General features: G+C 34.8%; 23 protein-coding genes and 1 tRNA gene. 9 read left to right on the forward strand and 15 right to left on the reverse strand.

The features are described 5' to 3' along the window. Window positions 1-16 precede the first annotated feature (16 nt). The 5 genes from Q1A01_RS05280 (at window position 17) to Q1A01_RS05300 (ending at window position 4080) form a co-directional block, all read left to right on the forward strand. Entirely contained in the window at window positions 17-1981 is a 1965-nt protein-coding gene (locus tag Q1A01_RS05280; RefSeq protein WP_299677078.1) for an OmpA family protein, read from the forward strand. 29 nt (window positions 1982-2010) lie between these two features. Further along, window positions 2011-2084: transfer RNA gene (locus tag Q1A01_RS05285), tRNA-Arg, on the forward strand. A 99-nt stretch (window positions 2085-2183) separates the two neighbouring features. Next, on the forward strand, window positions 2184-2570 hold the full coding sequence (locus Q1A01_RS05290; RefSeq protein ID WP_299677081.1) for a hypothetical protein: 387 nt from the start codon (window positions 2184-2186) through the stop codon (window positions 2568-2570). A 124-nt stretch (window positions 2571-2694) separates the two neighbouring features. Continuing rightward, on the forward strand, window positions 2695-3522 hold the full coding sequence (locus tag Q1A01_RS05295; RefSeq protein ID WP_299677375.1) for a transposase: 828 nt from the start codon (window positions 2695-2697) through the stop codon (window positions 3520-3522). Window positions 3523-3837: 315 nt separating this feature from the next. Then, window positions 3838-4080, forward strand: a complete 243-nt coding sequence (locus tag Q1A01_RS05300) for a hypothetical protein (protein ID WP_366520085.1) — start codon at window positions 3838-3840, stop codon at window positions 4078-4080. Window positions 4081-4820: 740 nt separating this feature from the next. On the opposite strand, the gene Q1A01_RS05305 is transcribed toward Q1A01_RS05300, so the two are convergent. From Q1A01_RS05305 to Q1A01_RS05365, 13 genes are all read right to left on the reverse strand, one after another. Further along, entirely contained in the window at window positions 4821-5663 is an 843-nt protein-coding gene (locus Q1A01_RS05305) for a helix-turn-helix domain-containing protein (RefSeq protein ID WP_299677084.1), read from the reverse strand. A 401-nt stretch (window positions 5664-6064) separates the two neighbouring features. Continuing rightward, entirely contained in the window at window positions 6065-6412 is a 348-nt protein-coding gene (locus tag Q1A01_RS05310) for a hypothetical protein (RefSeq protein ID WP_299677087.1), read from the reverse strand. A 594-nt stretch (window positions 6413-7006) separates the two neighbouring features. Next, window positions 7007-7375: a hypothetical protein gene (locus Q1A01_RS05315; RefSeq protein ID WP_299677090.1), complete on the reverse strand. Its 369-nt coding sequence runs from the start codon at window positions 7373-7375 to the stop codon at window positions 7007-7009. A 193-nt stretch (window positions 7376-7568) separates the two neighbouring features. Beyond that, window positions 7569-7955: a DUF2721 domain-containing protein gene (locus tag Q1A01_RS05320; RefSeq protein WP_299677093.1), complete on the reverse strand. Its 387-nt coding sequence runs from the start codon at window positions 7953-7955 to the stop codon at window positions 7569-7571. A gap of 3 nt (window positions 7956-7958) precedes the next feature. Beyond that, window positions 7959-9368, reverse strand: coding sequence for an FAD-dependent oxidoreductase (locus tag Q1A01_RS05325; RefSeq protein WP_299677096.1), 1410 nt, complete (start codon window positions 9366-9368; stop codon window positions 7959-7961). 50 nt (window positions 9369-9418) lie between these two features. Then, entirely contained in the window at window positions 9419-9976 is a 558-nt protein-coding gene (locus Q1A01_RS05330) for a glutaredoxin domain-containing protein (protein WP_299677099.1), read from the reverse strand. A gap of 131 nt (window positions 9977-10107) precedes the next feature. Beyond that, window positions 10108-10902: a hypothetical protein gene (locus Q1A01_RS05335; RefSeq protein WP_299677102.1), complete on the reverse strand. Its 795-nt coding sequence runs from the start codon at window positions 10900-10902 to the stop codon at window positions 10108-10110. Window positions 10903-10915: 13 nt separating this feature from the next. Further along, window positions 10916-14473: a ShlB/FhaC/HecB family hemolysin secretion/activation protein gene (locus Q1A01_RS05340; RefSeq protein ID WP_299677105.1), complete on the reverse strand. Its 3558-nt coding sequence runs from the start codon at window positions 14471-14473 to the stop codon at window positions 10916-10918. 6 nt (window positions 14474-14479) lie between these two features. Next, window positions 14480-15574 (reverse strand): trypsin-like peptidase domain-containing protein, encoded by a 1095-nt coding sequence (locus Q1A01_RS05345; protein ID WP_299677108.1) that lies wholly within the window; start codon window positions 15572-15574, stop codon window positions 14480-14482. 23 nt (window positions 15575-15597) lie between these two features. After that, a complete protein-coding gene (msrA, locus tag Q1A01_RS05350; protein ID WP_299677111.1) occupies window positions 15598-16164 on the reverse strand; it encodes a peptide-methionine (S)-S-oxide reductase MsrA in 567 nt (188 codons plus the stop codon). Between the two features lie 21 nt (window positions 16165-16185). Then, window positions 16186-16347, reverse strand: a complete 162-nt coding sequence (locus Q1A01_RS05355; RefSeq protein WP_299677114.1) for a hypothetical protein — start codon at window positions 16345-16347, stop codon at window positions 16186-16188. Window positions 16348-16571: 224 nt separating this feature from the next. Then, window positions 16572-16703 (reverse strand): hypothetical protein, encoded by a 132-nt coding sequence (locus Q1A01_RS05360; protein WP_299677117.1) that lies wholly within the window; start codon window positions 16701-16703, stop codon window positions 16572-16574. A gap of 12 nt (window positions 16704-16715) precedes the next feature. Next, window positions 16716-17498, reverse strand: a complete 783-nt coding sequence (locus tag Q1A01_RS05365) for a hypothetical protein (RefSeq protein ID WP_299677120.1) — start codon at window positions 17496-17498, stop codon at window positions 16716-16718. A 372-nt stretch (window positions 17499-17870) separates the two neighbouring features. Between Q1A01_RS05365 and Q1A01_RS05370 the strand changes: the two genes are divergently transcribed. Continuing rightward, the gene (locus Q1A01_RS05370; protein WP_299677123.1) at window positions 17871-19235 is read left to right on the forward strand and encodes a sigma-54 dependent transcriptional regulator; all 1365 of its coding nucleotides are present in this window, start codon (window positions 17871-17873) and stop codon (window positions 19233-19235) included. Further along, window positions 19235-21328 (forward strand): sensor histidine kinase, encoded by a 2094-nt coding sequence (locus Q1A01_RS05375; RefSeq protein WP_299677126.1) that lies wholly within the window; start codon window positions 19235-19237, stop codon window positions 21326-21328. The genes Q1A01_RS05370 and Q1A01_RS05375 overlap by 1 nt, the downstream gene beginning before the upstream one ends. Before the next feature lie 10 nt (window positions 21329-21338). Here the strand turns inward: Q1A01_RS05375 and Q1A01_RS05380 are convergent, their stop codons facing one another. Next, window positions 21339-22112 carry a TauD/TfdA family dioxygenase gene (locus tag Q1A01_RS05380; RefSeq protein ID WP_299677129.1) on the reverse strand — a complete coding sequence of 258 codons (774 nt, stop codon included), beginning with the start codon at window positions 22110-22112 and terminating at the stop codon, window positions 21339-21341. 44 nt (window positions 22113-22156) lie between these two features. After that, complete coding sequence (locus Q1A01_RS05385) at window positions 22157-22717, reverse strand: sigma-70 family RNA polymerase sigma factor (RefSeq protein ID WP_299677132.1); 561 nt, start codon at window positions 22715-22717, stop codon at window positions 22157-22159. 542 nt (window positions 22718-23259) lie between these two features. On the opposite strand from Q1A01_RS05385, the gene Q1A01_RS05390 reads away from it, so the two are divergent. Continuing rightward, window positions 23260-23811: a carboxymuconolactone decarboxylase family protein gene (locus Q1A01_RS05390; RefSeq protein ID WP_299677135.1), complete on the forward strand. Its 552-nt coding sequence runs from the start codon at window positions 23260-23262 to the stop codon at window positions 23809-23811. Between the two features lie 164 nt (window positions 23812-23975). Then, the gene (locus tag Q1A01_RS05395) at window positions 23976-24275 is read left to right on the forward strand and encodes a hypothetical protein (protein WP_299677138.1); all 300 of its coding nucleotides are present in this window, start codon (window positions 23976-23978) and stop codon (window positions 24273-24275) included. Window positions 24276-24415: the final 140 nt, after the last annotated feature.

Below are 24415 nucleotides of genomic sequence, written 5' to 3' on the forward strand. Positions count from 1 at the left end.
ATCATGAATCATTACAATGAGTAAGAGAATGTGTTTACGATTAACATTATTAGTAATGTTAGTATGTATAGGATCTAGTTTTGGGCAGCAATCTAAACTAGCACGAGCAGACAAAAAGTTTTCACAATATGCATATATAGATGCTATAAAAATCTATAAGGATTTAGCATCAGAGGGGTATGAGTCTTTTAAGATGTATACCCGTATTGCAGATGCATATTATTTTAATGCAAAATACGCAGAAGCTGAAGAGTGGTATACAAAGATTTCTCAGAAGTATAAAGATTCCGTTTCTAAAGAATTTTATTTTAGATATTCCCAAACATTAAGGGCTGTAAAAGAATATGCAAAAGCTGATGAGGCAATGCATTTGTTTGCTTCTTTAGGAGGGGAAGATTATAGAGCTAAATTATTTATAGCACAGCCTGATTATGTTTCTGTAAGCGGATATAAGAAAAGCGATTATAAAGTAGATATGATACGCGAGATTAATTCTCGTTATTCTGATTTTGGTCCTGCGTACTATAAAAACCAGTTAGTTTTTGCTTCTGCTAGAGATACAGGGGTGTTTTCAAGAAGAATCCATAAATGGAATAATCAGCCCTTCTTAGACTTATATTGGTCTACTATTAAAGAAGATGGTAGCCTCACACCTCCTAAGGAGTTTGTTAAAAAGTTAAACACAAAATTTCACGAGAGTACTAGTTGTTTTTCAGAAGATGGAAATACCATGTATTTTACCAGAAATAATTATACAGAAAACACATACGGTAAATCTACTGAAGGTGTTAACAAGCTTAAAATTTACAAAACAATAAAAACTAAGAAAGGTTGGAGTAGGGCTGCGGAGTTGCCTTTTAATGATAAAGAATATTCCTGTGCGCATCCTACATTAAGCAAGGATGGCAAATTCTTATACTTTGCATCAGATATGCCAGGTACTGTTGGCTCTTCAGATATTTGGCGAGTAGCACTTATTGATGACGAAGCTTCGGGAGAGACAACCTATGGAACCCCTGAAAACTTAGGAAGACCTATTAATACAGAAGGAAGAGAATCTTTTCCTTATATAAGTGATTCTGGTCATCTTTATTTTGCGTCAGATGGTCATCCTGGTTTAGGAGGATTAGACATTTACATAACACATCCATCTGAAGAAGAAGTTACGATACTAAGTCTTGGGAATCCTATCAATAGTTCTAGTGATGATTTTGCTTTTATTGTGAATGATAGTACAAAAACAGGTTTTTTCTCATCTAGTAGAAAAAGTGGTATGGGAAGTGATGATATCTATAAATTTGTGCAAAAAGAATTGCCTGAACCTACTTGTGATATCACAATAAAAGGAGTTATTAAAGATCAAGACACGAAAGAAATTATTTCTGATGCTCAAGTACAATTGTTAAATCAAGATAATGAGTTAATAGAAGAAGTGACTGTTTCTAAAAATGGTCAATATTCTTTTATGACTAGTTGTAATGAGCGTTATATAGTGAGAGCTAGCGCTGATCTATATTATTCTAAGGAAGCGCTCATAACAACACCTTCTGCAAATGAGACACTTACCAGAGATCTTGAATTAGAGAAAAGAGTGACAGAGGTGAAACTAGGGGATGATTTAGCAAAACTGCTGGATCTCAAACCTATTTATTTTGACTTTAATAAATCAGACATTCGTCCAGATGCAGCTCTCGAACTTTTAAAAGTAGTTTCTGCAATGCGTCAAATACCTACTATGAAAATTAGTGCAAGATCTCATACAGATAGTAGAGGGCGTGACGCTTATAATTTGTTACTTTCGGATAGAAGGGCGCAATCTACTGTAGCATATATTATTAGTAAAGGGATAGATGCTAGTAGAATTACAGGTGAAGGTTATGGAGAGAAGGAATTGGTAAATCAATGTTCTAATGGAGTAGAATGCTCAGAAGAAGAACATCAATTAAATCGTAGGTCAGAATTTATTGTGGTTAGTCAATAAACAATACATTTGCACAAGAATTTTACAATGGCCTCGTGGCGCAACTGGATAGCGCATCAGATTTCGGCTCTGAGGGTTGGGGGTTCGAATCCCTTCGAGGTCGCTAAACGGGAGTTTTCAATATTATTTTGAAAGTTCCCGTTTTCATGGCTCAACGATAATTTATGGGGATTAGTTATCTTAGGCGTATAAAACAGATCGATTGCATTTAGAAATATTATCGGCACTATTGCCATCGGATTTACTTGATTATTTTACGATTACAGCTTTCAAGGAATTAGGATATATTTACTCAAAAAAAGATACATTCCATATTTACCTAGAAGAAAAGAATACATTGCCTCCAGGGTATTCAAAGCAAGAATACGAGTCTAAAGGATTTATTAGCAGCAAACAAATACAAGACTTTCCCATGCGAGGCAAGGCTGTTTATCTTCATATAAAGACTAGGCGTTGGCGTGATAAAAAGACTAAGCGTATAGAGATTAAAAATGATTACTCATTCATAGCACAGGGCAGTAAATTAACATCTGAACTCTCAGCTTTTTTAAAAGCTACAGGTAGAGACCCGAGAAGATACGATAAGTAATATAGCAAGTTATTACTGTATCTACTCGCGGACTCTACAACGCCATTATAAAAAACAAATCAGCGGATTTGATAAGTGGAAACAAAAGCCACATTGCGAAGATTATCTGATTTATCCAGATAACATAGGGGCCTATTTAAGCCTTGATGAAGTAAGCCTATCTAAAGGAGAGATCTACACGTATTTAACCAATAAGAATGGGCGCGGCAAACAAGGTACGTTGGTAGCTTGTGTGAAAGGAGTCAGAAGCCAAGATCTTGTAGCTGCTATTGAAAAAATACCTTTAGAAAAACGTAAACAGGTCAAAGAAGTCACTCTGGATATGGCTAATAATATGAATTTAACAGCTAAGATCTGTTTTCCTAATGCTAAAATTGTCACAGATAGATTCCATGTCGTAAAACTGGTAACAGAAGCTTTACAGCATGTTAGGATACAACATAGATGGAAAGCTATAGAAGATGAAAACAAAGCCATTGAGGATGCTAAAAAAAAAGGCGAGAAATACAAACCAATACTCTTATCTAATGGTGATACAAAAAAGCAACTCTTGGCTAGGTGCAGATATGTTATAGCTAAAAAACCAAGCGATTGGACTAATAATCAAAAACAAAGAGCTGAATTAATGTTCAAACTCTACCCAAACATTGAAAAGGCTTATAGACATACTCTAGAGTTTAGAAGTATTTATGAAGAGACATCTAAAGTAAGTGCCAAAAAAAGGTTTGAACTCTGGCTTGAGTATACAAAAGTATTAGAATTTAAAAACTTCAATACAGCTGGAAATAGTATTAAATATCATCTTAAGACGATCTTGAATTTCTTTGATAATAGAAATACAAATGCCAATGCTGAATCATTTAATTCTAAAATTAAACTATTTAGAGCCAATCAAAGAGGCGTAAGAGATATTCAATTTTTCCTCTTTAGACTCCAGAAATTATTTGCCTGATCCCCAGAAAATGTAATTGACCCAGTTTTTATCGTCTCTTCTGTAATTTCTAGTTTCGGCTCCAGCATTGAGAAGGTTAGTGAATTTTGAGAAATACTTGACGACTAATAAGAGCTACATGTTAACCCTCTACTATCTCTTCTGGAATAAGGCTGTTAACTATTAAACCACAGTAGAAAGGATTTTTGAAAAGGTCACTAAGTTTCTTATCGCTGATGTTCAATCCTCTTTTTTGTAATCGTTTTATGACATATTATCATTTGCCTTCCATATAAACCTTGCTTCAATAATTTACCTTCTTTTGTAATAACAAAATTGGGTGTTTTTACTTTCCCAAGATTTGCATTGGCAAAACTTGCAAAAAACATTACAGAAAATCGTGGTAATACAGACGCCAGTGTTCTAAAAAATTTCTTTGATGCTGGTTGGACTAAAGAAAATTTGATAGATACTATTTCTTTAGTGGGCGATAAAACCATCTCAAATTACATAAACAACACGACGAGAATACCTGTAGATTTTCCTGTTGTTGCCCCATTAGAAACTGCATTTGCATAATCCCTAAATTATGCAGTTTTACTCTCAACAGCTCGCCATAGGTGAGCTGTTCTTTTTGGTTTATCACAAACAACTAACAACCAATATTTTTTAAGAAAAACATCTGAGTATAAGGACGGTTTTAATATTTCATTAAGATACAACTTAGCACATCTTTGTATAGAAATAATTACCAAACGGATACCTAATTAAAAAAAGTGAAAAGCAATTTTCAAAATAGTAATTATCCGAGAAATCTATTAAAGAATTAAAAATAGTTGAAAAGAACACAATTTTATACCCAATTTTCACAAAATACTTACCTACTCTGAAAACCAACTAGAGAAATACGGTAAACTGTCAAGAGCAAAAACAAGTCTAAATGAAATCGAAAAGCTTCTTGTAGGTTTTGTGGTTAGTGAAACAAATAAATCTCATTATTGGGTATCGTATTTAAAAGAAAAGAGTAAGAAATTAGAATTAACCGAAAGTACTATTATTGAATTTAGAATAGGTACTTCTTGACTTAGTAAAAAATTAAACGCTTTGGCTAAATTCACAAAAAACTATTGCTCATAGAGGAAACTTGAATCGCAAGACTATTCTTGAATTTTTTGACAACGGTTGGTCAAAAGCCAGTATTATGGATATTAATATACTTATAGGTCAGTTTATGATGGCAAATCTCATCACTAGTGTTTTTTGATGCACCTATAGACTTTTCTTGGGCTTCTTTTATTAACACGGAGTAAGAGGAGTAATTACAAACTCTCTTTAAACTGTTTTTTGAATGTGGAAGGTGGTGAACCTACTTGATTTTTAAAAAACTTAGAGAAATGCGCAGGCTCAGAAAACCCTACTTCATAGCCTATCTCCTCAGCAGTTTTATCAGAATAAAAGAGTAGTCTTTTAGCCTCTAAGACAATACGTTCATTAATGACTTTTAAAGGTGATTTATCTCCAGATTTTTTAAATAAATTGGAAAGTGTTTTGGGTGATTTAAAGAGCATTTCTGCATAGTCTGCTACCTGATGTTTTTCTCTAAAATTCTGTTCTACTAAAAGATGGTACTGTCGCACCATATCATATTGTGGTTTAGGAATATCTTCTTCAGAATTTTCTATTTTAATTAATCGAGTTGCTTTAATGAGCAAACGTTTTAGTATAGAGCGAAGCATTTCGCCTTGAATATGGTCCTTTGTTTCAAACTCTTCTCGTAGGATAAGAAACATCGCCTCAAAACTCGCTACATCTTTTTCACATAAGGTAATCACAGGCGGTAGCGAAGAACCAAAGAATAGAAACCCTTGGCAAGATACCTCTGTATCGTGGTCGCGTATGCAGTAAAACTCACGATTAAAAATTACTGCAGTAAGTCCAGCATCTTTTTCCATCTCGACAATATTGAGCGGCGTACAAAATGCAACCTGATTCTTTTTTATTTGTAATCTATACCCATCTACTATAATGGTAGTATCTCTGTCTTTTGCCCAAAGTATCTTATACAATCCCTTTCTATTTAAAAGATTCATCGCAGGTCCACAGCTAAAATCGGTTAACGTTAACAGACTTTCATCTTTTAAACTTGAATAATCTAATTTCATATATAATAAGAGTTGTATTTTGTTTATAAATATAAAAAATAAATCGCTTTGCGTTTAAACATAGTAACACTTCATTAGAAATATAACCATACCTATTTAAGCATCCAAGCCTATAAAAGTTTCTCTTTGTTTGATTTGAATGTACGGGGTATTTTCATAGAAGTTTTTTAGAAGATAAAAGTAGTTGAATATAATATGATAATTTCAATATTTTTTGCTGCCGTTATTTTTAAAGTTATTGAAGCTAGCCGTGTTTTTATTGTTTTCTCTTTAGTTGAACGTTTTGTGATTTGCTTTCGCGAAAGCGTAAAACTTAAAAAGCCTACCCCCTAAAGTCATTAACTGATTTTAGGGGGTAGGCTTTATTGTATATCTAAGTTTTACGCTGTTATACAGAGTTTTTAAGCTTCCTTTTTATGTAAAGAAACAACTAGTAGTACGGCAGCACCATTAATCCAATAGAAATAAGCGTCAAGTCCTTCAAAAGAAAAAATAAATGGTGCCAAAATGAATAATACGGCTACCGCACCATCTACAAGCAAGTGTAAACGGTATGAGATAATAGGGAGCAGCCCTGTATGGTGGTCAGTGAGTATTGTCAGACCTAAAGCTGCAACACCTACTATTACAGAAAGATAAAGAGCAATAGGATTAGATTCTCCTAAGCCTAATAAAAAGGGTAGGGTCATTAAAGAGACTGCTACGGGATAATCTAAGTACGAGTGAATTTTTTTTGTGATAAATCGCATAATATTGTTTTTTTATGATTATTAATTATTTATAATCCAAATATAGCGTCGTTATCAAGGGGTTGAAATAGAGGTTATTCCTCCAAAATTGTACATTATTCACTTTCGTATAAAATGATGAGCAAAAGTACCATAAAACCTTCAAGATGCACATTTGTGAGTATCATTTAGATTTGTCAAATACTACTATAGAGCAATTTTATCGTTATTATTATGATTCTATATCACTTGTGTAAAATGAAGCGTGTGAGTATATAAATAGCGTGTATTATGGTGATTTAACTTTATGACTTAGTTACTCTTTACTACTTCTCTCTTAGTCTTTAATGACTCATATTTTTTAAAGTAGATTTGCTTTGCTTTCTCCCGTGATTATGGGGTTATGCTGTTTGCTTTATTTGTTGGTGCTCCTAATAATACTGTGCATCTCAGTCTTTATTTATAGCATCACGCTCCCAATGGATGTCAACCTCACCTACGGGTAGAAGGCCTCACAAGGTTCGCTTTCGCAAAAGCATAAAACTTAAAAAGCCTGTCTCCTAAAAATCAATTTATGACTTTAGAAAACAGGCTTTATTTTGTGTAAAAGCTTTTTTATGCTTGCATAACAGGGTATTGAACTTCTTTTTTATGAAGTGAGACCACTAGTAGCACGGCAGCACCGTTAATCCAGTAGAAGTAAGCGTCAATCCCTTCAAAAGAAAAAATAAATGGTGCCAAAATAAATAATACTGCTACCGCGCCGTCTACGAGTAAATGCAAACGGTATGAGATAACAGGGAAAAGACCTGTTTGATGGTCTGTAAGGATAGTCAAAATCAAGGCGGCAAAACCTACTACAACTGAAAGGTAAAAGGCTATGGGATTGGATTCTCCTAAATTTAATAAAAATGGCAACGCAATTAAAGAGATTGCTACTGGGTAATCTAAGTACGAATGGATTTTTTTTGTGATAAATTTCATAATGTTTGTATTTATTGGTTATTAAATTATTTATGGTTACTAATTATTTACAGTTTAAAAAGAGCATTTTTATCTAGGCGCTAAGACATAGGGTACTCCTTTAACATTGTACATTTTTCATTTCAAAGTAAAGTGCGTTTTTTACTATTCTTAGTTTTAAGTATTGAATTCATTAACGGGTTCATTATAGTTTCTAACAATTTTTATGGTACTGGTCTTGCCTTAGTCTTACTGCTCTAAAAGAATATAACATCAAGCTTAAAAGTGCTAGTATTGCTACCAATATTCCTAAAAAGAGCACATAAATATCTCCTTGAAAATTCCAACCCACGTTTTCCTTTAGTCCAGAAAAGAGTGCCGAAAGCACAAAACTTACTACCGATAAATACAGTAGTGCCATGGCACTGTTAATGAGTTTAAGCTGCTTTAGTTTACGTTCAATTAAAGTGGAAGCATCCCCTTCATTTTCATTAATAAGTGACTTTATCTCTCTGCTCAAGTCTATCATAATATTTGAAGTAGATAGAATGAGCAAACAGATACCTGGTAAAATGGTTATGGGTACATACCACTCTTGCATTGCTTAGTGCTTTAAGTAATCTTTAAGACCATAACTGGCAAGCACACCTTCTCCAGTAGCTGCTGCCACTTGAGCTATGGCTCCTTCACGACAATCACCCGCCGCAAAAATGCCCTCTACAGAGGTTTTTGCCAAGCCGGTTGAGGTGATAAACCCTTGCTTATTTAAGTCTATTACGTTTTCAAAAACTTTTGTATTTGGAATTAATCCGATGAAAATAAACGTGCCATCTCCCTCGATAAGTTCTTCTTCTCCTGTAGCGTTGTCTTTCACTTTTAACCCGACAAACTGGTCCTTATCATCTGACACAAATTCTAAGGAAGTTTTGTTCATATACGTTTGTACATTATCCATTTTGGGCAGTTTCTCGGTATATGTAGGTGATGCCGTAAATGCTTCGGAACGGTGTACAATCTTCACCTCTTTAGCAAAGCTGGACAAGAAGATGCCCTCTTCTAGGGCGCTGTTTCCTCCACCTACAACTACGACAGTTCTATCGCGATAAAATGCTCCATCACAGGTAGCACAAAAATGCACTCCAGAGCCTATTAATTCCTCTTCTCCAGGAATATGCAAACGTCTATAGGTTGACCCCGTAGCCGCCACAACACTACGACCAATGTAAGTCTCGGTAGCAGATTTTACATAGAATTTATTGTCCTTCTTTTCAATGGATTCCACATCAACTCCTGTGGCTATGGTTGCGCCGTAGGTTCGGGCTTGTTCTTCCATTTTATCCATTAAATCTGGACCAGAAATATTTGTAAAACCAGGATAGTTTTCAATGGTTTGTGTTAAAAAAGCATTGCCGCCAATAGTTTTCTTTTCTAAAATGATGCTATCAAAACGGTCGCGCTGCGCATAAATAGCAGTCGTCAATCCTGCGGCACCACCACCGATGATTATCGTATCATATACCTTATGTTCTTTTTTTACATCGATATTCAACAATGCTTTTAAAGTGGCGTTATCAGGATTAGTATGTGGTTTTCCGTCTATTAACACGGTAGGTATGATACGCTTTCCGTTGTTTATTTTTTCAACCGCATCCGTTGCCCACTTGTGCTCATCTACATCTATAAATTGAAAGTTGACCCCATTATCTGCAAGGTAACTTTTTGCTCTGCGACAGTCTGGGCACCAGTCTGCGCCGAACAACTGTACAACGCCTGCATCATTAATACCTAAAACATCTGCAAGCTCTGCATTATTTGGGTTGGTATAGGTGGTCCCATTTAAATCTATGGTTGGGATAATACGCTTTCCGTTATTGATTGTTTCAATCAGGCGTGTGGCGCTTTCATCTAAATCCACATCAATAAAGTCAAAGGGAATGTTGTTTTCTTTTAAGTATGCTTTTGCCCTTCGGCAATCGGGACACCAATCGGCTCCGTATAATTTTAATGTGTTCATTTTTATTGGTTTTTGTAGTTATGTTTTAGTGATGCACAAATATCTTAGGGTTACACAGCTCTTGAAATATCCATAGTTCCGAAGTGATTATACATTTTTCCCATTTGCTTTGAGTAAAGACTCGCCCCATAGTTTGTGTATCGGTATTGCTTTAAAAATCTTGTTACTTTCTCCTCAGTTATCTCACAGGGCTTAAGCTGTATTCCCGCTTTTGTATAGTAAAGGTTGAATGAAATAACATCATTATCGCTTAAGTTTTGAGCATAAACTTTTACACTCTTTCCGTCATTAAAAACTTTTTTGGTCACGGCATACTTTTGCTGTTTAAAACTTACTTCAGAATATCCTTCTTCTAACTGTTCTACACTAGCTGTAATAAGCTGTCTCCCAATTTTACTTACCTCAGGGTTTCTCAACGTTTTGTTCCCTATGACAATGGTTGGGAAATGTTGCTGTCCGTTAGCATAAAATAGGGTCAAAAAATCTTGATTCATTTCATTATTTTCCAGTTCGTAAAAATCATACGGTATGTGATTATCAGTAAGCCATTGCTTATAAAATTGAGATTTGTGGCAAGTAGCTTTTCCAAAAAGTTTTATTGCTTCCATATCTTGTTCCTTTTACTGTTTAATTAGTGTGTTGCGTCTTACCTTTACACTCTCCTTGCAGTCCTAAAGCTCCATCGTTCGCTTTCGCGAAAGCGAACTTTACGAAATTTAAGACCATTAATAAAGTTCATTCATACCCTACCTCCTGCTTTGAGTTTATGTGTTGCTTCTTTAAAAAATTGATATCCTTCCTTGATTGTGCTTTTATCACTAAGTTCAAGCACAGCACCATTAAAAGTTGTGTTCCAATAGCCGTTTTTTAACTCAGATATATTATTTACATTCACAGCAAGTTCTCCTGCGTAACCTTTTACATATAGATAAAAGTTTGAATAATTATCATCTGGAAGTGCCATTCCTAAGCCTATACTATGACGTTTCCTTTTATTGAACGTATAGAGCGAGGCAATATCAAAATGATGTGGCCAGACTCGAATTTCTGAATGTGGTTTAAATTCCTGAAGCGCGTCTTCTAACGCAAGGTGTGCCATAAGTCTATAATGCATAATCTGCTTTAATCTTGGTATATTTTCAAGATGATATACGTAATTATCGGTTATGGTTTTGTAGGGCAACTGGTAATGCATTTCGTATTTTAAAGGCAATGAAATACCACTTTCTATTGCTCTGAGTCCTATCCAGTTTAAGACTTCGCTGTGCGACTTCCCTTGTAAAGGAAACTTAATTTTAGCAGTATCTCCTACCCACCATTCTATTGAAAAGGATGAATAACTAAAAGCTAAAACATCATTGTTTTGGTTTAAAGGTCTTGTGGTTATACAGCCACAACCCGTCAATGATTTTAGGTTGATATGACTATCGTCTTTTTTCTTAGGCAGAAAGCTATTTGCTGTAGCGGCGAGGTATTGAATGATTTTATGTACCTCTGTTTCTACTTTTTGATGTGATATTGTATAAATTCCCATAATACTTGTTTTTTTAAAAAGGAAGACTTAATCCAAATGTGATACGTCCACCTTCATCAGAATTGAAATAAGCAAAGTTGAGTGCTGCAAATCCTCCCATCTTAAAATAAACACCTCCACCAGGTGATGTATGCCACTCATCTGAATCTTCATTCTCTAACCATACGCGTCCATAATCAAATCCCGCATAGGCACCCACGGCAATAGGTACAATTCCATTACGTAATCTACCTAATGAGACTCTAAAATCCGTACTGTGGTAAAAAGATTGTTTGCCTGTAAAGCGCTCGTTTCTAAAACCTCTTAAACCATCGTTACCGCCTATAGTTGCTCCTTGGTAGAACTCAAACTCGTTACTCAAATTTATTTGTCCTTTTACTTTTGAAGCGAGAATGAGTGTGCCACGATTATCTAATTTGGTTGCAATACGTGCTTCAGGAATAAGGTATCCAAAGCTGTTGCTGTTTTCTAAGTTAGATGTGTAGCCAGCGGTAAGTTTAAATCCTAGTCCCGCTTTTGAAACCACGGCATTCTTAAGATTGTCATACTCATACGAGGCTTCTATACTCCCAAAATTTTGACCTTCAAAGTTCTCTGGATTTATGCCTGCTTGTGCTATAAAACGGTCGGCAGTATTTTCTATCTCATAATTATCGTAACGTACGCCCAGTTTAATCTCGCTTCCTTGATAGCCTCTAAAAATGAGAGATGGCGCAACCGATAAACGTCGTGTACGAACCCGGTTAAAATCTCTTCCAAAATCATCTTCAAAATTTTCGGTCTCATTCCCAAAACCAAAGAAGTTATTGGTATAGTTAGGGCTGCTGTAACCTGCTTCTAGGCCAAAGTTTACTTTATCAAAAATGTATGCAAATTCTCCAGAATAAGAGGCATTCACACTACTTGTTTCATAAAAATAAGTGAGTCCTAAATGATGTTCATCTGTAAACGGGTTTCTAACCAATGAGTTTTTTTGATAATTAAAGCGTGCGCCTATTCCTAAACCATCATCTGGGTCAAAGCCTAAAAGCGGTGTGATATTGCTTAAATCCCTGCGGTGCTTTTTAAAATAATAGGTGTTAAGGTCATAATTATCTGAAAGCATTTTTGCAACTGGCTGACTAAAGGTATTTTGTTCACTTTTATGGTCGTACACTTTGAGGTTTTTGCGATTGAGTGCTTGGTACGTGTCGTTCCCGTTCCCACCAATGATTTTTATATGAATGGTTTTATTGCCATTACCTTCTACTTTAAAAGTGTCATCATCTGCAAGACCATAAATCCATATTTCCTTGGTATTACTTCTATCATATGTAACATCCCAGAACACTTCGCCCATTTCTTCTTGGGTCTGGCGCTCACCTATAATTCTAGTCTTGCCATCCGGCATTCTAGTAATAATAAATAAATCTTTCTTATCTGTTCCTGTAATAAGAACGCAACGAGATAGGTATTCAAACATATCATTTGCATTACTCTCAATGTTTGCTAATCTGCCTTTGAGTGCTTTCTTTACACGAGTTACTTTTTCTTGGTCTATTTCTGGTGGAAGATGTGTAAATGCTTTTTCAATGACATCCTCTGTGATATTTGCTTTTATAAATTGTGCTTCTTCTATCCAGTCTTCTCTTTTATGGTCTTTCAGTACTGTGAGGTCTACATCATCTCCTGCATCGTTATACCATTTTACGTGCTTATAATTTTCATCATATCGCTGCATAAAACGTAATGGCGGTGTAAGTGCGGTCAATGTTCCCAAAATAAATCCATCAAAATCTGAATAGACCTGATCGCGGTCTCGTGGAATAGGGCGGTAGTGCATCTTACCATTTTCATCTTCGGTCTCGCTCCATTTCCATTGGTCTGCGTGCCGGTCCCAATCGCCTATGAGGTTGTCAAAAATACGTGTGCGGATGTATAATCGTTCATCTATGGTAACATCATCTTTATTGCGCAATTCTTCAAAAAGCTCAAGGGTATTGATGATGTTATCGCCTGCGCCTAAAGATGCTACATCTTCCTGACCGTCTGATAAACGTTCTTCAATAAAATAAATAGTATCGCCATAATCATCATTATAATTGCCTAGCGCATTCTGTTTTGGAATGTAATATAATGCTGGGTTTGGGTGTAAAATGCCCACAGCATCCGCAAGGTCGCCTATGGTTAATGCACCGTATGGATTTGCTGTGGTCCAGTAATCTTGTAACAATTGAATAAAATAGGTTTGCTCTACTTCAGCTTCAAGATATTCTGTTTTAAATAAGAAGTATTGTATAAACCTAAGAGCACTTTTCTTTGCGCTACGCATTGCGTATTGTCTTCCATCTTTATCTACCAAGCGTATAGAATTGGTCTGATGTCCGCCCCCTTTGCGTAAAGGCTTCAAACCACCGTATAATGTATCTAGTAAAGCAGTTTTTATTTTAATTTTTGTGGTATAATCCTCTCGGTAATGTTCTCCCCAAAGTGCTTTATAAAACCCACTTCTTTCCAGTTCTTCTTCCGTATAAATAGATTTGTTTACATACTGCGGACTTTCATATTCCTTATAATCTTGCATTGCTACCATTTCATAAGGTGGTCGCACTTCTTTTGAAAAAACAGTCGTACTAAAACCGTTTGACGCATCATAAAAACTTACCCAAACTGCTCCATCTTTAAATTGAGTTATTTTAGAAAAGCCCAATTGCGAACTACTGAATCCACCTTTTATAGAACCAACCTTTGCAGTTGCACTTCCAGAACCGCTTATGATATTTGGGATTCCCTTAATGTCAAAATATTGCAAGCTGTTGTCGTGAGCACTTAATAACACTACATTTTTGGTTTGTCTTGCAATAGTGACCACTCGCTCACTTAATTCTTTATAATGCACATTACTTACGTCTTGTGGGTTGACCCCAAAACTAAATTGAGAACCAGCTCGCCCCAGGCTTTCTACAGGGTGATGCATAGCAAGAATGACTGTTTTGCCTTCACTCTTTTTTATGGTGCTTTCCAGTTCTACATAAAATTCTTCTTTGGTTTTTATATCGCAATGTTCATTAAGTGTAGCATATGCGTCCCAATTCATTATCGCCCATTGAGAATCAATAATAACCATATCTACCTCATCATTAATTTTTACACGCTTCATAGGGCAGCCTCGCTCTGGTTGAAAAGTATTTTTACCTACAGCCTTGTCTATGGTTTTTTCAATGTTTTTGAGATTTTCAAAACCTCCCGACCACTCGGTATCTCCTGGGATAAAATAGGAAGTGCCATTAAACGAATTAGCAAGTTTGGTTTGTAGTTGGAGCGTGTTTTTATCTTCTAAATTTATGGCGTTTCCTAAAAACAGTAGTGTGCTTTCTTTTGGAACGTTTTCTGTAGTTTTTTGTAAACCGTTAAGCACTTCTTGCAATCGTGTAGTGGTGCCTTGGGCTGTGTTACCTATGGCGTAAAAGGTATGGGATACTTCTTTGTTGGGTAGTTGTTGCGTTGAAAACCGTGCCTCACTTTGTTGCGCTTTCGCGAAAGCGGAAACAAACAACAACATTCCTATTAGTAAATGTAAAATTAGCTTCATCTTCAATTAATTAGTAATTAAAAAATTGCGTCTCGTTTCTGAAACATCAAGAGTTGTTGTGTAGGTTTTTCCAGCGCGTACGTATGTAACGGCTAGTGTTTCTTTATCTAGCATATCTGTTCTTGCAGCCAAAAGGCAGTCTGTATGACAGGTTTTATGGTCGTTGATGGAAGTAACAATATCACCACCTAGTAACATCTCACGACCATTAATGGTGCTTTTAATATATCCAGCACGTAAACCTGCTTTTTTTGCTGGACTACCCTTAGCAATACTTTGTATAATAACGCCACCTTCTAGAGCGCTATTAAATACAAGCGCAAAGTCTTCCTTTTGTAATAAGATACCATCTATGCCCATCCAAGGTCTGTTTTCAAAAGCTAGAATATCTTTTGCGGTATTAATAGAAACCGCCATACCTATGCCTTGAAAACCGCCTGAAACGGTTAAAATGCTAGAAGCAATCCCTACCACATTACCTTCAGAATTAAATAAAGGACCACCGCTGTTGCCAGAATTTATAGCAGCATCTGTTTGTATAAACTCGACCTTTACCGTACCATCATAAATCTTATCAAAACCCCTAAATGCCGAAATAATCCCTGATGAAAATGAATGTTCCATTCCATAAGGACTTCCTATGGCATAAATGTTTTGACCTACTGCAAGTGCATTAGAATCTCCTAAAGTGGCGTGTGTTAGTGAGGCATCAGGTACTGTAAGTTTAAGCAATGCAATATCTGCACTTTGCTCACTAAAAAGAACCGTTGCTTTACGCATTTTACCGTCTAGGGTTTTTACTACAATCTCTGAATTACCAGCTACTACGTGTGCCGCAGTAAGAATATGACAGTCACCAGAAATGAGAACACCAGAACCCAAGCCACCGCTTTCTTTTACACCAGTATTTGTAGCGACTTGTGAGCGTGTAAATATGGTAACTACTGCGGGAAGTACTTTTGTGTATAGGTTTGCCGCATCTTTTTCGGCTTTGCTTAAGGTCTTTGAAATATTGCGTTGCTGGGGTTGCGCGTGTTGGTCTAATTGTGCACTTACTGAAAAAAAGACAAGAAATATAAGGATGGATAAAATGATTCTCATAGTCGTTTTATAGTGTTTTTGTCTTATAATGTGGTGGAGGCAGATTTCTTAAGTTTTTCTGCATACTGCTTTCTAAATTTGACCAGTTTAGGTTCTATAATTGCGGTACAGTAGCCAAATTGCTTATTGAGTTGGTAATATTGCTGGTGTCGATCTTCGGCTTTAAAAAAACGATTAAATGGCTTAATCTCAGTAACGATAGCCTTTTCAAAATAAGGTTGTAGTTCTTTGATAACTGTATCTATAATTACTTTTTCTCTTTGGGTTTCGTAAAAAATAATAGAACGGTATTGCGTGCCTTTGTCTGCACCCTGCTGATTTAACGAGGTAGGATTGTGCGTGGTCATAAAAATGATGAGCAATTCTTCAAGAGAAACAATCTCAGGTTCATATTCTATTTGTATTACTTCTGCGTGTCCAGTCATTCCTTTACAAATAGTTTGATATGACGGGCAATCGTCAGTCGTGCCACCACTATAACCTGATGTGACGTTTACCACACCATTTACTTCTTGAAAAATAGCTTCTGTACACCAGAAACAGCCACCACCTAGGGTAAGAAATTTTGTGTCGTTTATGAGATTATTCATATTAGTTTGTTCTAATTTACTTTAACGGCTTGTGTAATTATTTTCATTAATTTTATTTAAAAAGTGATTTGTCGTCTCTAAAAAACTTGCGATTCTAAATGTATCAGATAGTAATATTGTATCTTCCGAAAAACCATAGAGTACTTTATCCATTATTGTTGAGGTGTCATTTGTATAGTCCATAATCATTGTGTTTTTATTTAGTGTAAAGTTATGATGGATGTACAGCCTATAGAATGACAGTACTTCCGATATATCTATACATTTTTCCCTTAGATATTATTTGTGTTGCAGGCAATAGCTCTATTTTCTCATTACTAACCAATGTTTATCTGCTATTTAGCAAGTATGTTTTTAGACGTATTTTGTCACTCATATATGTCGAGGTTACGTTGGTATCATCTTATTTAAATATTTTCTTTTTTTGCTTTCGCGAAAGCAGATAAAAAGTACATTTTCCACACATAAGAGACTATGACTACAAAGAACTGAGATCCTGATAAGACAAGGAATACTATATGTTTTAATCTCTTTTTCATAGCTGTTGCATGTTATAGTTGATGTTCGGCTTCTGAAAATGTGTTAAGACGAGATGGGTACTGAATTTCCATACGTTTTTCAATATGCGCGCTTGCTTGTTTAGACTCCAGTATAATTTTTTCTTTAGCGTTCTTTACAGCGCTTTTGCCAAAGTACTTTTTTACCAATTTGCTTAAATAAGTAGGCTTATGATTAAGCAACTTTGGAATGTCTGTAAACGCTATCTTGTTTCTAAAATGGTCTTCAATAAGAAGGCTAAATTTTTTGATAATATGCAATTGTCTTTCTCCTATGGCTGGAATAATAGGGCTACCTTTTACACGTATGAGTGAGACATTCATTAATCTTTTAAGTAGCTCTCTTACCGTATCTACGCAACCATTAAATTGGTTAAACTCACGTTCCATAGAATCATACATCATCCGGAAAAAATCTTGTTCGGCTTCAGAAAGTTTAAAAATGTGAGGGTGATTTACCCCAAAATACCAAAACCAATAAAAGCTTGCTTCTTCTTCCGTATTTGACAATCTGTAAAAATCTTTGTTGTATGCTACTACTTTTACTGCTTCGTTTTGATAAGTAACTTGAACAGTATTGAGTGGTTTACAAAAAAGAACCTCCTCTTTTTTAAGAGTTATCATTTTATAGTCTACATATATATTTATAGCATTACCTCGATTATAAATAATTTTATAGAGTGCGCTTGATGTAAGTAATCCTTCGTAATCTTTGTTTTTAAAATCCGAAAGGAATAACAGTCCTCCTGTCTTTGGACAAATAATGTGATGTTGCATATCTCAAATATTTAGAGACTCACATTCTATTGTTATGCCATTATTTTAATTAATTTGAAATCAATTATTTACAAAAAAATAACATTCAATAAAAACACAATATTTTGGGTATTCACAATATTTTGTTTGATTTCCGCATAAAATATTTCAATAATTTTTTAAAAAAGATATTTCATGGTACAGCAGTGCTGGTCTGAACTACGCCTCCCATATATTGTAGGTGTACAAAATGCGAGATTTTTTTATGCTTGGTTTTTTAATAGCTATTTGATATGCAATCATTTATAAACAGGAACATTTTGGCACGTTTATGGTTATTATAGGAACAAAATCTGAAAATTATGTTAATTTTGAGATATATAAAATCTAAAGATGTCAAAAAAATTACTCATTGTAGAAGATGAATTCTTAATTGCAAATGAAGTTAGAAGTATTGTAACGCAATTAGGGTATGCTGTAATGGGTGTTTCTAAATCTGCCAAAGAAGCTTTAAAAGCCATTGAATCGGAAAGGCCAGATTTAGCACTCCTAGACATCAACATTATAGGCAATACAAACGGCATTGAGCTCGCTAAAACGTTACAAAAAAAACAAGGTATTAAGCATCTCTTCATCACATCATACGCTGATGATGCCATTATAAAAGAAATGAACCAGACCCAACCGTTGGGTTATATTTTAAAACCATTTGACGAAAGAGATATCCGTGTAGCATTGCAGATGGCAATAGCCAAATTAGATGTTACTCATTCTGTCCTGACTGATAAAGACAATACAGGCACAAAAATAGACAAAACTGCAGTAGGTAATAGCCCTAAAATTTTAGAAGCATTAAAGAAAGTTGCGCTAGTAGCATCTACAGATGTTACTGTTTTATTAACTGGCGAAACAGGCGTGGGCAAGGAAGTAATGATGCAGGCCCTCTTTGATAATTCTACCAAGAATAACAAAAAATTAGTGAAAGTTAACTGTGCAGCGATACCCTTAGAACTTATAGAATCTGTACTCTTTGGGCACGAAAAAGGCAGTTTTACGGGTGCAACAGAAAAACGCATAGGCAAATTTGAGCAAGCAAACGGTGGTACTATTTTTCTTGATGAAATAGGTGAGCTCCCGCTAACAAGTCAATCTAAATTGTTACGTACGCTACAGGAAAAAGAAATTGAATCTGTAGGTAGTTCTGTCCAGAAAAAAATTGATGTTCGTGTTATTGCTGCAACAAATAAAAATTTACCTCAATGTGTAAAGGATGGCACTTTTAGAGCAGATTTATACTTTAGACTTAGTACTTTTCCTATTGCTATTGCACCACTTAGAGAACGTAAAGAAGATATATTATTACTTTCAGAATATTTTATTAATAAAGCTTGTCAGCGATTTGATAGAGATATCATTCATTTATCAAAAGAATCTAAAAAACGCTTATTACAGTATTCTTGGCCGGGTAATGTAAGAGAGCTGCAACACGTTATAGACCGTTCTATTTTACTTAATGAAGGAAAAGATTTAGACATTAAAATAGAAAAGATTAATGATACTCAAAGTAATGGTTCTGAAGCGTTTCAATTAAAATCTCTCGAAGAAATAGAACGGCAACAAATTATTGAAACCTTAAAATACTGTAACGGAAAAGTACGCGGCACTGACGGCGCGGCAGAAATCTTAAAACTACATCCCAATACGCTGGATTTTAAAATTAAAAAACTAAACATTAACAAAGCAACCTTGTTTTCGTAGTGGGCATTATTAAAAAAATTGTACTACTCGCAGCTTTAGCAAGTACCACACTTGTATTCTCGCAAAAAGAGCAAGAGCGCGATAGCTTAAAGCAAGCACTTTCCTTAAAGGTTGTAGATTCTGTAAAGCATAAGACTTATATACATTTAATACGAAATTACTTCCCTCACGAAATTGATAGCGCTGCACACTACGGCAAAGAGATGTTGCACTTTTCTGAAAAGAATAATTACACTAAGGGCGTTATAAAATCTAATATAATTTTAGCAAAAATAAACCGGACTCTAAAAAATAATGATGAAGGTCTAAAGCAGGATAGTTTAGCGTATGAGTTGGCACATAAAATACAAGATACTACCCAAATGCGAGACGCCCTGATAGGGATTACAAAGTATTATGTTATCACAAATAATCTTGTTGACGCTAAAAAATACGGGCTTCAAACTCTAGAATTAAGTAATAAAGAAAACACACCCATAAATACCCAAATCGAAATAGCTATAACCCAAAGTTTTATCTATAAAAGCTTTGAAGAATACGAAGCTTCTATTGCTATTTTGTTTCCTCTTAGAGAGCATCTTAACAATCCTGAAGTATTGGATATACGCAAGCAAGAAATAAACAAAAAACTTGCCGAAACCTATGAGTTAAGTAAAGACTACACAAAAGCACTTACCTACTATAAGGAGGCACTTGGATATGCTACAAAGACCAATATTTTACTCAAAAAAATGTTGCTTACACTTAATGTTGGGAATGTGTATGACATGATAGACAGTATCCAGCAGGCAAAATCGTATAACCTACAAGCCTATCAACTTATAGAAGACAATAAAGCGTATGCAGCTTACAAACCATACATTGCATCTCGATTGGGAAGTAATTATATGAAACTAAAGGATTATGAGAGTGCCTCCATAAATTTTAATCGCATTCTGGAATATGGTAAAGAGACCCAAAATAATTTTATGATTGCTAATGCATATGTAAACCTGGGTGATGTTTTAATGAAACAAAATAAAATCACCGAAGCCAAAAAGATGCTAAACAACTCTAAAAAACGTTACTTAAAAGAGCTTCACAAAACAAATCCTAAGGAACGCTTAACTGTTTATGAGGCTTTAATAGCTATAGATACACTTCAAAAGAAGTACGATAAAAAAACTTTTGAAAATCAAATGGCATACTTTAAGTTAAAGGATAGCCTCGATAATAAAAAGGTACAACAAAAGATAGCCAATATAGAACTGCAGTACCAAGCATCACAAAAAGATGAAAAAATAAAGCTACTAGATGCACACAATGACGCGCATCATCTTTTAATAGAAAAAGAAAAAAATAACGTTCTAACACTTAGAATCATAGGGTTACTTTTACTATTGTTAGGCATTTTACTCTACTACAAATTTCATTCAAAGCAAAAAGCCCTGCGCATTATAGATGAGCAAAAAAGAGAATTAGAAATAAGAAATCGTGAGAACGAACTTTTAACCCAAGAGATGCATCATAGGGTTAAAAACAATCTTCAGATTATAATGACCTTACTTTCTTCTTCTTCAAACAAGGATAATCTTGCGCATAATGATGTAAAAAATATACTCAAGGAGAGTAAAAATAAAATTAAAACAATGGCACTTATTCACCAGGACTTGTATGCAAGTAAAGAGAAAGGTGCTGGTGATATTCTTGCTTCTTCCTATTTTGCTAATTTAATAACAAATATAAAGAAATCATATACCGTCGTAAAGGAGCGTGAAATTGTTATACGTCACAAATTTGAAGATATTAAAGTCCCTTTAAATATAGGTGTACCTTTAGGGCTTATTGTAAATGAACTTTTAACAAATGCCATAAAATATGCTTTTGAAAAAAAAGAGGATAATGTGATTGATGTCGCTTTCGCGAAAGCGGAAAATGAAGACGCACTAACGCTTACAATTAAAGATAATGGTGTTGGGTTTAAAAAAGAAACTCTTGAAAACGGTAGCTTTGGGATTTTAATGGTGCGCGGTTTAGTAGAGCAACTCGACGGGAAGATATCTATAAATCATCTAGACGGCGTTGCTTATGAAATCACCATACCAAATCAATAGCTATTCTTTTCTAAAAAAAGATGCCTTCTGTAGTTGTACGAAGCAATGTGCGCTTTTCGTTTTCCAGCAAAATATCTGCCCTATGCGCCACTGCATAATTATCTAAAATGACAACGTCTCCTACTTCCCATTGATGCTCTATTAACGAAGCCTCATTAGAAAGTCGCTCATTAATGTAGTTAAAAATGTGGTTGCTTATTTTTATAGGTAACGGTTTTTCGTTATCCCGATAATCTACTATATCTGTAGAGAAACCAATGTCAAAATAAATAGTGTCTTTACCACTAAAAGGGTGCTTCCAACGTAAAGGATGCACAACCTTATCGCGATATACGACACCGTAGTCTAACCAACGTTTTTTATCTTTTTCTGGCAAGTTTACACTAAGATTTACCAAGGAGGCAAAAGAAGTTGCTGTACCAGATTGTGGTATTTCTATCATTTGAAAAACACTCAAATGCGACGGTCTCTCTTGGTATGAATTATCAGAATGCCAGAAAACACCAGAACCTTTTGTAACCTTTGCGTCACTTTTACGTTCTTCAACTTGAGCAGGCGGAATAGAATATACCACAGGTAACTCTACAGTTCCTAACAAACGTGTAAAATCTATTTGCTCCTTCTCTGACCATTTACGTTTTCCTCTAATGACAACCACGCTGTGGGTAGTAATTAACTGTTTAATTTGGTCAGCAGTAGACTTGTCTACTGTTGTGATATCAAAAACGTCTTCCATCTCAATACCGATGTATTGATTTAACTTTTTAAACTTTAGAGTATTCATAATAGTTAAGTGCTATTAAAATTTATTTTTGCTATGATTTACTTTTAAATAGCATAATCATATTTTTCTAAATACATTGCTATGGCTTTTCTAGCTCTACTCATTAATACCCAAGCATTGTTTTTTGAAATACTAAGTTTATCGCATATCTCCTCAGTACTTAACTCATCATACACGCGTAATTTCAACACCTTGGCTTGACTTATAGGTATCTGAGTAAGACTTTCTTTCAGCACGTTTTCTAAAGTTTTAAGATGTATATCAGCAAGTGTGGACGCTTCACTTTCGGTAATTGCGGTGGTGTAATAAAATGCCTCTTGATACTCTTCGTGAGAAATTGTATATTTTCTCATTCTACCTTTGTAAGACCCTTCTCTTCGGTAATAATCAATGATTTTGTGCTTGAGGATGCCAACTAGCCACGTACGTTCAGTAGATTTTTGCTGGAAATTATCTTTAGCTTTTAAGGCTGCAAGAAAAGTATCTGATATAATCTCTTCTACATCTAGCATATTAGAAACTCGAGCTTTTGTATAGTTTTTTAGAAAATTATAATAATTATCCATCCATTTTTCAGCATTAATAGTATCCTTTTTGAGGTGCATTGGTGATCTTTTTTACTCCTATCATAAAAAAATCATACCAACGTATAATTATTTGATTACCATATGTTTAAAAAAAAATATTTTTGTAAAGAAACACAACATATTGTACTATTCCTAAAAAAACTCACTTTTCTGTTGTATAAATGTACCTCGGTACAACTTATCTCATAAAAATAGTTGTTACTATCTAACTAAGAGGTATTTTTTACCGTTAAATTATTAAAAACATAACACTTCAAATTTTAATTCTTGAACTTTTTTCTTCTACCAGTATTTGTGGAGTTACAAAATATTGTATACTTATTTCATCTTTATTAAATACAAATATTTGATTATTAGTGTTTTATTATAATTTATTGGAATGGCATTGACTTTGGGTACTTTTTTATGACATAGAACTATTTAAACCTAAATGAAAGGTTCAGAAGAATATACAATCTGTCAGGAAATAGGTGTATTTCAGAGGGCTATGTTTCGTCGCATCTTTGTACCAACAAAAAACAAATACTGAATAATAATAACATAATTAAAAATCAGAAATTATGAGCACATTTAATGTCCCAACAAGAGAAGAAGTAAGCACAATCAATCAAGCCATTTTCGATAATCTAGAAAAGCAAGTAGGTTTTGTACCTAACCTTTATGCAACATACGCATACTCAGAAAATGCATTGAAAAACTATCTAAACTTCGCAGGAGCTAAAACATCGCTTAAAGGAAAAGAAAAAGAAGCTATAAGTCTGGCTGTGAGTCAAGTAAACAATTGTGAATACTGTCTATCTGCACACACGGCTTTAGGAAAAATGAACGGTTTTACAGATGGCCAAATATTAGAACTAAGAGCTGGTAAGGCATCTTTTGATAACAAACTAGATGCGCTCGCGAGATTATCAAAGAATATCACAGAAAATAGAGGAAATACGGATACAGCGGTGCTTGAAAACTTTTTTAAAGCAGGATGGACTAAAGAAAATTTAATCGATACTATTTCCTTAGTAGGTGATAAGACCATTTCAAATTATATCAATAACACAACGCAAATACCTGTAGATTTTCCTGTAGCAGTACCACTTGAAGCAGAATTAGCTTCCTGAAAATAGTAGATTTTTCCATGAGAAAGGCTCGTTTTACAAACACGAACGAGCCTTTTTTCTTTGAATTACTATAGCTTATTACGCTTTAACGCTGCACTCTCCTGAAGGTCGTGAAATTCCTTCGTTCGTTTTCACGAAAGCGTACACATAACTATCACATCACAATGAAACTATTTTACCTTTTTATTGTCCTATTTATTTCTGTAAGCAGTTTTGCGCAGACCACAACCGATGATGATCATTATCAACCTGAAGTCGAAATAGGAACGGATAATGATTTTTTAGTCATTGTTGCAGAGTCTGACAAATATTACACTTACGGTATCAATAGCACTTTTATATGGCGTAATGAAAAATCTATCTTTTTAGATAAATGGTTTTCAAAAAAAACAGGCTACTTTCAAAGTGTAGGTCTTAACGTAACATATAAGCCTACACGCCATATTATGAAAGAGAAGGTATAGAAACAGATAGGCCCTATGAAGAGTTTGATGTCACCTATGGGTTTAAGAAATCCTTTTAAGCTTTGGTGTCGATTTAGGGATTTTAGAACCAGATTCCCAAGCAGGAGCATCATAAAATTGGTTTCACAAGCTCGTATCTG

Source organism: uncultured Dokdonia sp., from assembly GCF_947492815.1.
In the GTDB taxonomy this organism is placed as follows: Bacteria; Bacteroidota; Bacteroidia; order Flavobacteriales; family Flavobacteriaceae; genus Dokdonia.